Source organism: Neptunomonas sp. CHC150 (assembly GCF_030397555.1).
Classification (GTDB): domain Bacteria; phylum Pseudomonadota; class Gammaproteobacteria; order Pseudomonadales; family Balneatricaceae; genus Neptunomonas; species Neptunomonas phycophila.
The window spans coordinates 153,896-168,524 of record NZ_JAPNXU010000008.1 but is presented as its reverse complement, the minus strand read 5'-3'; the positions used below and the strand labels follow the sequence as shown (position 1 = coordinate 168,524).

Below are 14,629 nucleotides of genomic sequence, written 5' to 3'. Positions count from 1 at the left end.
GCGACATTGCCGTTTTGTTATCCTACAGAACTCACGCTTGTTATTCGATGCTTTTACACCTTATTTTAGTGAGTTCAAGAGTGTATCTAATGCTTCGGGCGAATCATAGGCAATCGTGATTTTACCTTTGCCTTTTTGGTTTTGATTTATCGTCACCTTAGCCGCAAGGCGTTCGGATAAGCTAGTTGCAATAGAATCCAGAGCAGGGTTGGGTAATTGTGTTTGTTTCGGTGCTTTATCAGGCGTAGTTGCTTGCCATTTACGCACTAGCTCTTCTGTTTGGCGCACGGATAAGCCTTTGGCCACCACTTCATTACCTGCACTGACTTGTTTCAGCCCTTCTAAACCAAGCAAGGCTCTTGCATGACCCATTTCTATATCGCCATGCTCAAGTAACATGCGGACATCGCTGGTAAGCTTCATTAAGCGTAATAAGTTAGTTACGGCCGAACGAGATTTACCGACCGCATTGGCGACTTCCTGTTGCGTCAATTCAAACTCGTCTTGCAGACGCTGGAGCGCTATAGCTTCTTCCATGGGGTTTAAATTTTCACGTTGAATGTTCTCGATAAGCGCCATCGCTATAGCGGCTTCATCGGGCACATCTTTTATCACGACCGGTATTTCAGTCAAACCCGCCATTTGAGAAGCGCGCCAACGGCGTTCACCCGCGATAATCTCATAACGGCCTTCGGCTTCAATTGGTCGTATGACAATTGGCTGCATAACGCCTTGCGCACGAATTGAGTTTGCTAAATCTTCTAAGGCTTCGGGTTCTAAATCTCGACGTGGTTGATAACGTCCACGCTCGATGACATCCACAGACATGAGACGATAACCATCACTCATATCTTTACCCGCGCTTGATGCGTGATCACTGTCCGAAGCAGACTCAACAGAAACTTCTTCTACCGTATTAACGCTGGCTAATAATGCATCCAGACCACGACCTAAGCCTCTTTTTTTAACCATAACTCAATTAATCCTGTTGCGTTGCTTGCTGATGTTCTGTTTGTTCTGTTTGTTCTGGGACAGAGGCTTCAGTACTTGCTTTGTTTGTTTTGCGAATAAGCTCCCCGGCCAATGCTAAATAAGCCACCGATCCGCGAGAATTTTTATCATAAAGTAAGGCTGGCAATCCATGAGATGGTGCTTCAGCTAAACGAACATTACGCGGAATGACTGTGCGGTACACTTTATCGCCAAAGTACTCGACTAGATGATTTGATACATCCTTAGTTAAGCTCATTCGCGGATCAAACATGGTCCGTAAAATCCCTTCTATACGTAATTCAGGGTTTAAACGTTTATTGATTTTATCGATAGTACCTATTAAGGCACTAATTCCTTCCAACGCGTAGTATTCGCACTGCATGGGAATAATGACACCAGAGGAAGCAGCCAACGCATTGACCGTCAGTAAGTTAAGCGACGGTGGGTTATCAATTAAGATGAAGTCATATTGATCAGCAATATTTAACAGTGCCTTTTTCATCCGGAACTCTCGTCGAGGTAATTGCAATAACTCGACTTCCGCTGCCGTAAGATCACCATTAGAACCAATAACATCATAGCCGACAGGTAAACCTGTCAATACGGCTTGTGTCACTTCACATTGATCAGTGAGTACTTCATAGGCGGAGTATTCTAATTCGTGTTTATCGACACCGCTGCCCATTGTGGCATTACCTTGAGGGTCAAGGTCGATCATGAGGACACGTTTCTTTGTAGCAGCTAATGAAGCAGCCAGATTAACGCAGGTTGTTGTTTTACCGACGCCGCCTTTCTGGTTCGTAATGGTTAGAATCTTTGCCACGCTTATCCTCTCTCTGGTACATGCTCAAGCACGATCAGATGCCTTTCTCCATCGGTTCCCGGTACAGTCAGTGGATGAGTGGTTTTAAGACGAATCCCTTCTGGCATGGCCGCGATTTCTTCTGCGGGGTATTGTCCCTTCATTGCCAAAAACACACCATCGGTCGCACATAACTGCCGAGTCCATGTGATCATATCAGACAATGAGGCAAATGCGCGCGAGATCACTTCATTAAATGGCTCGGCTTCACACTGCTCAGCTCTGCCATTAATAATGGTGAGATTATCTAAACCGAGTGCTAATTTAACTTGGTTTTGAAAACGCGTTTTTTTGCCATTGCTGTCAAGTGTTGTTACAGACAGATCCGGGCGACAAATAGCTAACGGAATACCGGGTAATCCAGGTCCACTGCCCACGTCTATAATACGTGGCCCTTGAACAATATTTAAGACACTCAGGCTGTCAACCAAATGACGATCTATCATTTCTTCAGGGTTACGAATAGCGGTTAAATTAAATGCTTTATTCCACTTTTCCAATAACCCTAAGTAATCAACTAACTGATCCAACTGTGTTGCTGAGACTTCTAGCGACATCTGTTTGATACGCTTCTCCAGTAAAGCACGACGTTGTGTCAGTTCCATTAACCAGCCACCTTTTGTTTTTTTAGCATTTGTTGTTTTTTCAACTGAACTAACAGCAGAGAAATAGCTGCCGGTGTCATTCCTTGAATACGAGATGCTTGTGCTAACGTTGAAGGGCGTTGCTGATTCAATTTACTTTTCAGCTCGTTCGACAACCCCCCTATGATGTCATAGTCGAAAGATTCCGGCAGAGGTGTGTCTTCTTGAAGGCGCATCTTTTCAATGTCTTCTAGTTGACGATCAATATAGCCAGCGTATTTAAATTGAATTTCAACCTGCTCAGCGACTTGTGGATCTTCTTGATGTTCACCTTTCAAGGTAGCCACGTCGGCATACGATAGCTCAGGGCGCTTTAATAAATCAGCTAAGTTATATTCTCGATTCATAGGAGAAGAGAGCTTAGCCGCTAGTTTTTCGGCTTCAGGGGTATTTGGTTGAATCCATGTACTGCGCAAGCGCTGTTGTTCTAGTTCAATAGATTCACGCTTTTTACAAAAAGCAGCCCATCGTTCATCACCCACCAAACCTAGTTCTCGCCCTTTTTCGGTCAGACGCAGGTCGGCATTATCTTCTCGCAGAATTAAACGGTATTCCGCACGGCTGGTAAACATACGATACGGTTCAGAGGTGCCCATCGTAATTAGATCATCAACTAACACACCAATGTACGCCTCGTCACGACGCGGATACCATTGATCTTTACCCTGAGAGCGAGCTGCCGCATTTAAGCCTGCTAATAACCCTTGCGCACCTGCTTCTTCATAACCCGTTGTACCGTTTATTTGACCGGCAAAATAAAGACCGTTCATATACTTAGTTTCAAGTGTGTGCTTTAAGTCTTGTGGGTTGAAGTAATCATATTCGATGGCATAACCAGGGCGAAGAATATGTGCGTTCTCAAACCCCTTAATCGAGCGCACAGCGGCCAGTTGAATATCAAAAGGTAAACTCGTTGATATCCCATTTGGGTAAAGCTCGTGCGTCGTTAATCCTTCGGGCTCAACAAAAATTTGATGCTGATTTTTATCAGCAAAACGCATGATCTTATCTTCTATCGATGGGCAGTAACGTGGCCCAACTCCTTCAATCACTCCGGTATACATCGGTGAGCGATCTAACCCTGCGCGTAAAATATCGTGGGTGCGCTCATTAGTATAAGTAATGTAACAACTAATTTGTTGAGGGTGATCGTCTACCGAGCCCATGAAAGACATGACAGGCAGAGGAGTATCGCCAGGCTGTTCTTGCATAACTGAAAAATCAACACTGCGTGCATCAATACGGGGTGGTGTTCCCGTTTTTAAACGATCCACTCTAAACGGCATTTCACGTAAACGTTTAGCAAGAGCGATTGAAGGAGGATCACCAGCGCGGCCACCTGAATGATTATCCAAACCAATATGAATAACCCCACCTAAAAAGGTGCCCGCCGTTAGTACAACAGACTCGGCATAAAAACGAATACCTGTTTGTGTAACAACGCCTTTGACTTGATCTTGTTCGACGATCAAATCGTCCGCAGCTTGCTGGAATAATTGCAAGTTTGGTTGGTTTTCTAAAATTTCGCGAATCGCCGCTTTGTAAAGAATACGGTCAGCTTGAGCTCGTGTTGCTCTTACAGCAGGCCCTTTTCGAGAATTTAATACCCGAAATTGTATACCGCCTTTATCTGCTGCTTTAGCCATTGCACCATCAAGTGCATCAATTTCTTTAACCAAATGGCTCTTACCAATACCACCTATGGCTGGGTTGCATGACATTTGGCCTAACGTTTCGATGTTATGGCTAAGCAATAGAGTTTTGGCACCCATACGAGCAGAAGCTAATGCAGCTTCAGTACCTGCATGTCCACCGCCAATAACAATGACATCAAAGCGATCCGGATAATCCAAAACACAACCCTCAAACAATGTGATAAATCGATGTTTTCCTTCCGTTGAAGACGGTATTAGGAAAACGGGCCGAGCATTATACAGCGGAGTTAATCAGGAAGAAATGGTTAAAAATTAACCAAATATAATTTTCTTCTTTTGATTAACTAAAGAAAGAATATATATGTATATAAAGAAAGAAGTATTGTTATGGTTGTTATTATAAGGGAACCTCTTTTCTGTTTGTATCCAATAATTAACCCTAATAATCAATAAGTTATAGCAATGACAACTGCGACGTAATTCTGTCATTTAGCTCTGTTCATGTTTTGGATAGCCTGTGTGTAAAAAGCCTAGTTATGCACACCCCTATTTATTCACATGATTACCCCCATCTCTTACCCCTTGCCTTACATAGCTTATTCACAAACGATTTAATTTTATTACATCCGTGGATGCTTAAGAGGAAAATTTGTGTATAAACCTGTGTAGTATGTTAATAAGTGTAAAAAATGTGTGCTTGTCTTTATCCACAGGTTTATTGTAGAGCATAAACACTAACAGATAATAACTTCAGTATAACTTTGTGAATAATAAATAATTTCAATAGCTTAGACTTGTTGAAAACTTTTTCTGTGCATAAGCTGTGTGGATGCAATTGTGACTAACTACTAGATGTCGTCGTGTTCTTTAACTACTAGGATAAAATTACAGCGGCTTCCTGTGTATAACCTAGCCAATAAATTTCCCCAAAATGTCGCTTTTTCTCTTAAAGAGCTCTTTTATGATGCATTAGCTATTTGAACGATATGTGAGAACAGCCGTGTGTATCTTCATAAATGTTAATACTATCAATAGCTTATATTTAAATTCATTTTTTCTGATCAATTGGTCAGGTTTTTGCTATACAGCACAGTAAGATTGGCTTTAATCCTAAATAACCCGTTTATTCAAGATTGAAGGCGCTATATCAACAAGCGGGAGATCCCCATGAAAGAGCAAGGAACAGGTTCAGAACTACTGTATCAATTGGATGATAAGCCACCTTTTTTGGAGGCCGTTTTTGCAGCGTTACAACATGTATTAGCCAGCTTTGTGGGGATAATTACACCCACGTTGATTATTGGTGGCGTGCTAGGCTTAGGAGAACATATTCCGTATTTGATTAGCATGGCGCTAATCGTATCCGGTGTGGGAACCTTTATTCAGGCGCGTCGGCCTTGGGGTATTGGCTCGGGAATGGTGTGTGTACAAGGGACTAGTTTTGCATTTTTAAGCTCTGTCTTAGCGGCTGGCTTTATCGCTAAAGGTAAAGGTGGCGGGCCAGAAGAGATTCTGTCCTTGATTGTCGGTGTGTGTTTTTTAGGTGCATTTGTTGAGATTGTACTGAGCCAATTCATTGGTAAATTACGTCGTATAGTCACCCCGCTTGTGACGGGTATCGTCATTACTATTATTGGCGCAAGCTTAATTAAAGTAGGAGTCACTGACTTAGCTGGTGGCTTTAAGGCTCCGGACTTTGGCAGTGGTGCGAATTTAGCATTGGGAGGATTTGTACTGGTTACAATCATCATGCTTAATCGCTCTAGCAATGCTTGGCTACGCTTATCGTCTATTATCATCGGCTTAATAGCGGGGTGTGTCGTTGCCGCTTTTATGGGAAAACTGTCCTTTGGTAATTTAGCCGCTTTGCCTGCTATCTCTATTCCCGTTCCCTTTAAATACGGTTTTTCATTTGATTGGTCTGCGTTTTTACCCATTGCGTTGATCTATTTGATTACCGCTATTGAGTCTACTGGCGACTTAACGGCGAACTGTTTGATTTCGAAACGACCCATAAAAGGAGATGAGTATATCGGCCGAATTAAAGGGGGCGTGTTTGCCGATGGGCTCAACTCAATGTTAGCAGCGGCATTTAACACTTTCCCTAATACAACGTTTAGCCAAAACAACGGCGTAATTCAGTTAACTGGGGTGGCAAGTCGTTATGTGGGTTATTTTATTGCCGGCATTTTAGTTATTTTAGGCCTCTTCCCTATTATCGGTGGAGTGCTGCAGATGATACCTAAACCTGTTCTAGGTGGAGCGACGCTAATTATGTTTGGTACCGTCGCGGCCGCAGGTATCAAGATCCTGGCTTCTGAGCCACTTGGGCGACGCAGTATGTTAATTATGGCTGTCGCGTTCGGTACGGGTTTAGGCGTTGCGCTAAATCCAGAAGTGCTCAGTCAAATGCCAAAAGTGGTACAAAATATTTTTGGCTCAGCGATTACCACAGGTGGTTTATCGGCGATTATCTTAAGTCTTATCTTGCCTGAAGAGGATGCCAGCCAAACAGCTAGTGTAGAGTCAGTGGCTAAGTCAGAAATTGCGGATGCAATAGATCCGATTAAAACCTAAGTAATGCGCTAAGCTAACACCTCTATTACGTACTAACCACCTACTGAAGAGCCCACGCTGTTGCTAGTGGTAATTAAGTAGGTGGTTATCTTTTCCCTGCCGCTATAATAGCTGCTTTTTGTGGCACTGATCATAAAGACTTGTGTTATTAGGTGAGCCACTTTGCTATGAGTGAGGGCGAGTCCTGTGGGGGTTAATGAATGACAGTAGATGTTGAAAAGGACGCCCCAAATGTAGGGCGTATCCGTCAAAAGAACGAGGAGGTAATACTCCGCGCGGCGGAAGAGGAGTTTGCTTTATATGGCTTTAAAGGTGCGAGTATGCAAAAAATTGCTGATCGTGCTGAGCTGCCTAAGGCCAATTTGCACTATTACTTCAAAAATAAACTGGGCCTGTATACGGCAGTGCTTAAGCAAGCGATTGAGCTATGGGATAACACCCTTAATGACCTAACGCCTGAACATAACCCGGCAGAAGTCTTACCCGAGTATATTCGAGAAAAAATTCATTTTGCGAGGGCCTATCCTCTCGCTTCGCGTTTATTCGCTAAAGAAATTATTAGCGGTGCCCCTCAGCTGCAAGATTATTTCAGCGATGGTTATCAAGCCTGGTTTGATCAACGAACCGCTGTTTTCCAAAGCTGGATCGATCAAGGAAAGATGGACCCTATTGATCCGGCGCACCTGATCTTTTTACTCTGGTCATCAACTCAACATTACGCCGATTTTGCGGTGCAGATTGAATCTGCACTCGGTAGCCACCCGTTAGCAAACCGTCATTATGATTCCGCCAGCGATACATTGATCCATATTATTCTGAAGGGCTGTGGTGTCAGTCTGAAATAAGCCAAATAAAGCGTTACCGCTCCAACGCAGCAGCAACAAGAATCTGTTGCTTGGATTGTTAATGAGGTAGCCTTCTCATAAACTGTCGATATTAAGCGGGCTTAAGATACGCTACAGCGGTATTTTGGCGTGACCTCATCCACCAGCGACTTCGTAAAGAAGGATAAGTTGGGCGGTAACAGCACGACGTTTAGAAATGGACCGAGCTAACTTAACTAGGATGGCTAAGCGGCTCGGAATCCATGTGGCACGTACGGTTCAAAAGATCTAAACCTTTTAGCGATAAGCTATTTGGCTGCCTGCTTTTTAGTAATCCATTCGGATAATTGTGCACGCTGCTCATCGGTCATCTGTGTTTTATTCATAAACGGCATATCCTTAGAGATAATGGCTCGGGCATGAATACGGGGCAGCCAGTTCATAATTTCGTCGCTTGTATCGTACATAACACCAGAGGGTGCAACGGTGAAAACATCATCAGTTGGCGCTTTGCTGTGGCAGGTACCGCATTTATCTTTCACTAGTGTGATGGCTTGTGCATCCGTTAAACCGGTAGAGCCTTCAACCGCTTCGATGGGTGTAGGTTTTAAGATCCATGCCAGCGCGGCAAAAGCCACAATAGCGGAAATTAGAATGGAAGGCTTAACGATACCGCGGTGGCGCAAGTTAAAGAAGTGGCGTGCCCATGCTGCGATTAACATGATAGCGCCGAGTACTAGCCAGCCGTATTCATGGCCAAAGGTCATTGGGTAGTGATTACTCAGCATAATAAAGAGTACGGGTAACGTGGCGTAGTTATTGTGTACAGAGCGCAGTTTGGCGTTATAACCGTACTTAGGGTCAGGGGCTTCGCCCTTCTCTACCGCTGTTACGAGTGCTCTTTGCCCGGGCATAATAACCGTCATCACATTGGCAGCCATGCAAGTACCGATAATCGCACCAATGTGGATATATGTACCGCGATCGCTAAATACTAAACCGAGCAACCAAGCTAAAAACGTCAGTAACACTAGCATTACAATGCCAAATAACAGGCCTTTTTCAACCAGTGGCGTTTTGCAGGCAAAATCATAGACAAAGTAGCTACCAAAAATAGCCCCTACTCCGATCAATATGGCCGTCGTTTGGCTAATATCGGCTTTATTTGGGTCAATTAAGTAGGCATCTGCACCGATATAATAAATCAGTATCAGCATCAAAAAGCCGGTAATCCATGTGCTATAGGCCTCCCATTTAAACCAATGGAGGGTTTCAGGCATGCTTTCGGGAGCTAATTTGTATTTAGCTACTTCGTAGAAACCGCCACCATGCACTGCCCACAAGTCACCGGAGATCCCCTTCTTTTTTTTCCAATCGGGGGGTGTCTGTAATGTGTTGTCGAGCCACACGAAGTAAAACGATGCGCCAATCCAAGCAATTGCCGTTACGACGTGTAAAAAACGAATAACCAAGCTTAGCCAATCGTTCAGATAAGGATCCATTCTCTATGCCTCATTTTGTGCCACATCATGGCGGCTTGTGCGTTTACAGTGCGGAATTGACGTTGTTATAAACTAACGACAGCTCACAGGTTTTCTGACTTTTATCTTATAGTTTCAGATACTTAAACAGGTTAGGTCTACAATAGAGGCCTTTAATAAACGGCCCTATAGTACAAGAAACCTGTCTGTTTGGTCAGTTTTTTTAATAATGCACAAATTCTGCCAATTTTTTAAGTCAGTACAGATTTGCTGTTTGAGAGGGGTGGGGTTAATGCGCGAGGTGACGATAATGTCAGGCTATTGCCGCGTAGGTGGTGAGCTGGTGGTTGAGTTGCGAGTTTGATAAGTAATGGCGAACCATACGTTCACTTACAGACAGCTCGTTAGCGATTTCTTTACCTGTTTTTCCTTGAATAACCGATAGTGTAAAGGCTTTAGATACATTTTTTGGCAAGGAGATAAGCATATGATCAATATCGGTTAGTGCTTGCAATATAGTGACCTGATGCTCGGTGGATGGTGCTTCGATGTCGGGGTGGTTGGCTAAAGTATCTAACCAAGCTTGTTCGACTTGCCGCCGCCTCCAGAGGTCGACGCACAAGCCTCGTGCAATAACACGCAGGTAAGCGCGTACTTGCTGTGTGGTGTCTAACGTTTTAGGGCGATGCCATAAGCGGATAAAAGCATCTTGCGCTAAATCGGCGGCGTCTTCGTTATTACCCAGTAGATGAAAGAGCACGTTACGCAACCAAGAATGATGGAGCTGATAAAGCTTTTCAAACTCTTTCGGGGCCATGGTTTCGTGAGTAGACATGTAAAGCAAGCCTGTAATGGATAACGGTTATTGAATAAAACACGTAAACTAAACAATAATCGTTATCATTACAATATAGGCGATTTAAATGTCACTCAAATAGCGTCGTAAAATACATGGCTGCACCTATGAAGCCGCGGCCCTAGGCTTACTCTGATTGAGTGCTGGCTTTTTCTATAGCCGCTACGTTTTGCCCTATCCAATCAATCGGGGTCAGCGTATTTAATGCGGCGCCAACTAAGGAGACGGGTTGTGCCCCACTGGCTTTAATACTCGTTAGCATGGCTGGCGTAACGGTATGTGAGTCTACTAAAACGAGCGCAACATCTTCTTCGGCTATCCATTGAGAGAGCAACGAGAGACGGGCATCATCCCATTCCCGGGAAGAGGCGGTAATGGTCCCCACTAGTTCTAGCCCTAAGTCGGCGGCTAAGTAACCAAAATGGGGCCCTAAGGCGAGCGTTACTAACGAGTCAGCATTCGCTAAAGCTTGATCTGTCTTGGCTTTTTGCACAAGGAGTTCATGTTTTATAGCGGCTAGGTTTTCTTCAATCTGGGCGGTGTCTGATGGCGAAAGTGACATGAGATCACGCGCCACAATATCTACCATGCGTCCTAAAGCCGTTGGGGATAGCCAAGGGGCGGATTGTTCACCGTTTGCGGGCATCGGCGCTAAATTAAAGTGCTCATATAACTTTGGATTATTATCGGGCGGCATCGTGGCTATGCCGGGTAAGGCCTGATCTAAGGGCTGTGCGGCGTCGATGGGTACAATGCGTATATTAGAGCGACGACTATGTGGATAAATCGGATCGTCTGGCCATAGCGAGTGTAAGGTGATGACAGCATTAGCGGTTTGGGCCAAAGGGATTAATTTCGTTTTGCCGCGGCCAGCCAAGTAAGAGTACAAGCGAGAAGCGGGTAATTTGAGCGGCGCGGCAGGGGTAATCTTGATGCTTGTTTCGTGTGTAAGAGATCTGGCTATGGCATAGGTGGCAGGGTGAGCTGTCAAAATGTGTGTATCGCTGGCGAAAGTCATTGAAGCCATTAAACAAGAAGCGACACATGTGAGTATGGCGAGTGCTGGTTTAAACATTATTGGCTTCCTTTTAGGCCAGGGATAAGGGCTCGGGCAAGAACTGCAGACAAAAATATGACGCCTGCTGATAGGATGATTGCTGCACCTGAGGGGACTGGAAGCGCCAACTCCATAGGGACAATGATGCCGCTGAGCGTTGCTACTAAGGCAAATACGGTGCTCAATGTGACGAACATAGTGAGTGACCGAGAGATAATTTTGGCGGCAGCCGCTGGAATAACTAATAACGCACCGACCAAAACTGCCCCAATAACTTTCACTGAGGCCACGGTTACTATGGTCACGAGTAAGATAAATAGGTAGTCGAGCGTTTTAACTCGCACTTGCCTGACGGCAGCCAAGCCGGGATTAAAGCTTGCGAGCATAAAGGCGTTATAAAATAGGATGACAGGCGCCGTCACTAGTAGAGCGACAACCGCTAGCACAATAATGTCAGTGTGAGTCACCGTTAAAATTGAGCCAAAGAGCACATTTTCCAGAATGTGCACATTGATACGGCCTGCTAATATCAGGAGCACACTGGCACCTAGCGCTAATGACAGAGAAAGAAACACGCCAATGAGGGTATCGGCTGTCAGCCCTGTCCGGTTTTTGAGGTAATTAAGGCCTAAGCCAAACATGATGCAATAGCCAAATAAGGCACCATAAGGCCCGCTATAGGATTCACCTAATAGAATGCCAATCGCCACACCCGTGAGTGCTGAGTGCCCCACCGCTTCAGAAAAAAACGCATGGCGTTTGACCACCACTAAGGTGCCTAACAAACCTAAAACGGGACCAATAATCAGTCCAGCCAATACGGCGTTAAAGGCGAAACCGTACTCCAGAGAACTGGGTAAATAACCGTGAGACGCCAAGTGTTGAACGCTCAAACGTAACGAATCCATCATAGTGAGTACCCTTATGGGTTAGCAGCAAAGAAGGGGTGGGTAAGCATGCGCATTGCTTTTTCAGGGGTTAGTTCTACACGTGGGTCGCCCCTAAATAAAAGTTGCTGGCAAATACCTACGACGGAATCAGCTAAACGCCTAACGGCGGCTAAATCATGCTCTACCCATACGATGGTCACCCCCTCCTCTTTGAGCGATTGGATCAAGCGTTGGAAAACCTGAACTCCTGCTTCATCCAAGGCCGCCATGGGTTCATCTAAGATAAGTAGATCAGGGCTAGGGATCAGGCTTTGTGCCATCAGGACTCGCTGGCGCTCACCTCCTGATAAATCTCCCATGCGCCGATTGGCTTTTTGGCTGAGCCCTACCTGTTCCAGCGCGTTGGTTATGCGCGTTTTATCTTGTGCTTTAAGGGGTAAAAAAGTAGGACGTTTTGAGCTAAGAGCCCGCATAAAATCCATCACCGTCATGGGTAGACTGCGGTCAAATTCGAGTGCCTGAGGTACGTAGCCAACGGTGCCTGGTTGATTAGGCCACAGCAGACTTATTTCCCCGGTATGAGGTGCCTGTCCTAACAGGCAGCGTAATAATGACGATTTTCCTCCTCCATTTGGGCCCACTACAGAGAAGATTTGTCCGGGGCTAACATTGAGGTTTATGTCGTCTAGTATGTGACTTTGGCCATACCGTAAGCTGACATCTTTAAAATGGATGTGTGGTCCGCGTAGGCTAACCGGTTTTGCTTGAACATTCATGGCGTCTCCTTAGTCGCTTGGTCAGCCACTGGTGAGTGCGCCGCAGACATTGCTTTAATCGCTTGCACGACGGTTTGGAAATTTTCGGCCATCTCTTTTTCAAATTTTTCTGGGTAATACGCGCCGTAAATAATATGGGAGAGCGGATAGAGCTGGACGCCCGTTTCTTGGCGGATAGTATCGACATAAGGCGATGGGAAATTGAGTTCGGAGAAAATAATATCGACATCGAGATTGCGAATCATATCAATGGTTTTAGCCAGTTGAGAGGGGCTAGGTTCAACACCATGTGCAGGTTCAACCACGGCAGTTACCTCAATACCAAACTCGCGCAGCATGTAATCGTATGCTCCATGGATAGTGGCGACTCGTAATTGGTTACCGGGTATTTGTGTTAACTGAGATAACGCGTCTGCACGAATTTGACGAAGAGTTTTGGCATAACGTCGGGCATTTTTTCGAAAAGCCTTTGCGTGTTCGGGGTCGAGTTTGCCGAGTTCTTTTGCAATGGTTTGGATCTGTCGAATCGAACCGGTAATTGATAAAAAAGTATGGGCATTAACGATGTTTTCTCCTTGGCGGGATTGGTTCATTGCACCAATCGCCGGTAAAAGTGGAACATCTTTGTTCGCTTCTATTATTGGTATATTCGGCTTTTCAGAGGCGGCTATCATCCGTTCTGCAAAGTCGTCATGACCAATACCGTTCAATACGACCACATCTAACGTGCTTACGCGTTTGATTTCTTCTGCGCGCGGTTCGTAGGCATGAGGGTTAAAGCCCTCGGGGATCATCGGAATAACCTCGCCATACTCCCCTACAATATTGGAAACATAGCTGTAGTAAGGGTGCAGGGTCACGCCAATGCGTAACGGGGCGGCATGGCTGTTGAGACTAATCAGTAATCCGCTGGTGGCGATCAGGACGCCTAGGATACGGATAAAGGGATTGCTAATAGCGGGCATGGTATTAAGTTCCGGGACGAGTAACGCTGGCATCAAAGTGAGAAACAACTTGTTTCCAACCGACGCTTTTTAATGCGTTCTCGATAGTTGAGTGGTTGGGTAACAGATTGTCTTTTGTTGGTAAATTGGGTGCTGGCTTCGCTACAAACCACAGGCTGGCTTTGATCGCATCCGCCGATTCCTTGGATGTCGGGGGTGTGTTGTGGGTTAGGTTTGTATTGACCAGCAGCGCAAAGCTACCTGCGATTGAAGGTTTGGCGCTTGAGCCAATATATAACCAGTAATCTTGGTCGGGAGTAGACACTAAACGCCATTGGTGGCCTCCCCGTTCTTGGCTGACCACATCGTTTGCAAAAGGGGGAATCAAATCATCGTTGAGATCTTTCAGGGTCACAGGTTCCTGCTCAGCTAGACGCCATAGGATATCTTCTGCTGCCGCTTTGAGATCGGCATGCAGCCCTTGTTCAATAGGATTGAGATCATGGCGAGAGTCAATTTGATCTGTCATGATGGAGTGCTGAGCAGCGCGAGGTGCGGCTGAATAGTCAATATACCCCGCCGCTAAACCAAGCACTAATAGCGCGAATAACAGTACCCCTATGTTCTCGTGGCGCACACCCGCTGGTTTGATAATAACGAGCGTACTCATCGATTTAGGCCTTGGATATCATGCCAATCTACTTCGACGGTATGGCCTGGCCCTGCGTCTAATAGGATGTAAAACTCGCCTTCATAAGGAGAAAATTCGGCAGTAGACGCTTCGCTAAATTGGTTTTGTTGGATGATTTCTTCATCATACGAAATCAAATCAACCGTTACTCCTGCCGCTCCTGAGCCATCTGAAAAGCCCGCTTTGCACTGGATTTTTCCCGCGTCCATTGCGCATTCGCAAAAGGGAAAATGCGCGTAGCTTGGGGTCGCTAATGCTAACAAGATCACGCTCAAACTCACGTTTACACACTGTTTTTTATAAGGTCGCCGTCCTGCTATTACTGCCTGAGTTAACACGCGAAGAAATGATGAATATAGAGCAAAAAGTAAGGTCATAT

At 45.3% G+C, this 14,629-nt stretch carries 14 protein-coding genes; 2 read left to right on the top strand and 12 right to left on the bottom strand.

Annotated elements, in window-relative coordinates; genetic code table 11:
- Positions 1-60 precede the first annotated feature (60 nt).
- From OW491_RS10050 to mnmG, 4 genes are read right to left on the bottom strand one after another with little or no spacing between them, the layout of a single operon-like run.
- Positions 61-972 carry a ParB/RepB/Spo0J family partition protein gene (locus OW491_RS10050; protein WP_290035840.1) on the bottom strand — a complete coding sequence of 304 codons (912 nt, stop codon included), beginning with the start codon at positions 970-972 and terminating at the stop codon, positions 61-63.
- A 7-nt stretch (positions 973-979) separates the two neighbouring features.
- Positions 980-1,816, bottom strand: a complete 837-nt coding sequence (locus tag OW491_RS10045) for a ParA family protein (RefSeq protein WP_290035839.1) — start codon at positions 1,814-1,816, stop codon at positions 980-982.
- Positions 1,817-1,818: 2 nt separating this feature from the next.
- On the bottom strand, positions 1,819-2,460 hold the full coding sequence (rsmG, locus tag OW491_RS10040) for a 16S rRNA (guanine(527)-N(7))-methyltransferase RsmG (protein ID WP_075179589.1): 642 nt from the start codon (positions 2,458-2,460) through the stop codon (positions 1,819-1,821).
- Entirely contained in the window at positions 2,460-4,352 is a 1,893-nt protein-coding gene (gene mnmG / locus OW491_RS10035) for a tRNA uridine-5-carboxymethylaminomethyl(34) synthesis enzyme MnmG (protein WP_075174116.1), read from the bottom strand. The genes rsmG and mnmG overlap by 1 nt, the downstream gene beginning before the upstream one ends.
- 969 nt (positions 4,353-5,321) lie before the next feature.
- On the opposite strand from mnmG, the gene OW491_RS10030 reads away from it, so the two are divergent.
- Both OW491_RS10030 and OW491_RS10025 read left to right on the top strand, forming a co-directional pair.
- Entirely contained in the window at positions 5,322-6,731 is a 1,410-nt protein-coding gene (locus OW491_RS10030) for a nucleobase:cation symporter-2 family protein (RefSeq protein WP_075173990.1), read from the top strand.
- Between the two features lie 200 nt (positions 6,732-6,931).
- Positions 6,932-7,576: a TetR/AcrR family transcriptional regulator gene (locus OW491_RS10025; protein WP_075179591.1), complete on the top strand. Its 645-nt coding sequence runs from the start codon at positions 6,932-6,934 to the stop codon at positions 7,574-7,576.
- 287 nt (positions 7,577-7,863) lie between these two features.
- Here the strand turns inward: OW491_RS10025 and OW491_RS10020 are convergent, their stop codons facing one another.
- The 8 genes from OW491_RS10020 to OW491_RS09985 all read right to left on the bottom strand — a co-directional run bounded on the left by OW491_RS10020 (position 7,864) and on the right by OW491_RS09985 (position 14,627).
- Positions 7,864-9,057, bottom strand: a complete 1,194-nt coding sequence (locus OW491_RS10020; protein ID WP_290035838.1) for a urate hydroxylase PuuD — start codon at positions 9,055-9,057, stop codon at positions 7,864-7,866.
- Positions 9,058-9,349: 292 nt separating this feature from the next.
- Positions 9,350-9,871, bottom strand: coding sequence for a sigma-70 family RNA polymerase sigma factor (locus tag OW491_RS10015; protein WP_290035837.1), 522 nt, complete (start codon positions 9,869-9,871; stop codon positions 9,350-9,352).
- A 148-nt stretch (positions 9,872-10,019) separates the two neighbouring features.
- On the bottom strand, positions 10,020-10,967 hold the full coding sequence (locus OW491_RS10010; protein ID WP_290035836.1) for a zinc ABC transporter substrate-binding protein: 948 nt from the start codon (positions 10,965-10,967) through the stop codon (positions 10,020-10,022).
- On the bottom strand, positions 10,967-11,860 hold the full coding sequence (locus tag OW491_RS10005) for a metal ABC transporter permease (protein ID WP_290035835.1): 894 nt from the start codon (positions 11,858-11,860) through the stop codon (positions 10,967-10,969). The genes OW491_RS10010 and OW491_RS10005 overlap by 1 nt, the downstream gene beginning before the upstream one ends.
- Before the next feature lie 11 nt (positions 11,861-11,871).
- Complete coding sequence (locus tag OW491_RS10000; protein WP_290035834.1) at positions 11,872-12,615, bottom strand: metal ABC transporter ATP-binding protein; 744 nt, start codon at positions 12,613-12,615, stop codon at positions 11,872-11,874.
- Entirely contained in the window at positions 12,612-13,580 is a 969-nt protein-coding gene (locus OW491_RS09995) for a zinc ABC transporter substrate-binding protein (protein WP_290035833.1), read from the bottom strand. The genes OW491_RS10000 and OW491_RS09995 overlap by 4 nt, the downstream gene beginning before the upstream one ends.
- 4 nt (positions 13,581-13,584) lie before the next feature.
- A complete protein-coding gene (locus OW491_RS09990) occupies positions 13,585-14,229 on the bottom strand; it encodes a DUF6162 family protein (protein WP_290035832.1) in 645 nt (214 codons plus the stop codon).
- Entirely contained in the window at positions 14,226-14,627 is a 402-nt protein-coding gene (locus OW491_RS09985) for a hypothetical protein (RefSeq protein ID WP_290035831.1), read from the bottom strand. Before OW491_RS09985 ends, OW491_RS09990 begins: the two co-directional genes overlap by 4 nt.
- Positions 14,628-14,629 lie beyond the last annotated feature (2 nt).

What these genes read in the sequence shown, in the direction of transcription:
- OW491_RS10050 (WP_290035840.1), bottom strand. Translation starts at nt 972, where the DNA reads ATGGTTAAAAAAAGAGGCTTAGGTCGTGGTCTGGATGCATTATTAGCC.
- rsmG (WP_075179589.1), bottom strand. Translation starts at nt 2,460, where the DNA reads ATGGAACTGACACAACGTCGTGCTTTACTGGAGAAGCGTATCAAACAG.
- OW491_RS10030 (WP_075173990.1), top strand. Translation starts at nt 5,322, where the DNA reads ATGAAAGAGCAAGGAACAGGTTCAGAACTACTGTATCAATTGGATGAT.
- OW491_RS10025 (WP_075179591.1), top strand. Translation starts at nt 6,932, where the DNA reads ATGACAGTAGATGTTGAAAAGGACGCCCCAAATGTAGGGCGTATCCGT.
- OW491_RS10020 (WP_290035838.1), bottom strand. Translation starts at nt 9,057, where the DNA reads ATGGATCCTTATCTGAACGATTGGCTAAGCTTGGTTATTCGTTTTTTA.
- OW491_RS10015 (WP_290035837.1), bottom strand. Translation starts at nt 9,871, where the DNA reads ATGTCTACTCACGAAACCATGGCCCCGAAAGAGTTTGAAAAGCTTTAT.
- OW491_RS10010 (WP_290035836.1), bottom strand. Translation starts at nt 10,967, where the DNA reads ATGTTTAAACCAGCACTCGCCATACTCACATGTGTCGCTTCTTGTTTA.
- OW491_RS10005 (WP_290035835.1), bottom strand. Translation starts at nt 11,860, where the DNA reads ATGATGGATTCGTTACGTTTGAGCGTTCAACACTTGGCGTCTCACGGT.
- OW491_RS10000 (WP_290035834.1), bottom strand. Translation starts at nt 12,615, where the DNA reads ATGAATGTTCAAGCAAAACCGGTTAGCCTACGCGGACCACACATCCAT.
- OW491_RS09995 (WP_290035833.1), bottom strand. Translation starts at nt 13,580, where the DNA reads ATGCCCGCTATTAGCAATCCCTTTATCCGTATCCTAGGCGTCCTGATC.
- OW491_RS09990 (WP_290035832.1), bottom strand. Translation starts at nt 14,229, where the DNA reads ATGAGTACGCTCGTTATTATCAAACCAGCGGGTGTGCGCCACGAGAAC.
- OW491_RS09985 (WP_290035831.1), bottom strand. Translation starts at nt 14,627, where the DNA reads ATGACCTTACTTTTTGCTCTATATTCATCATTTCTTCGCGTGTTAACT.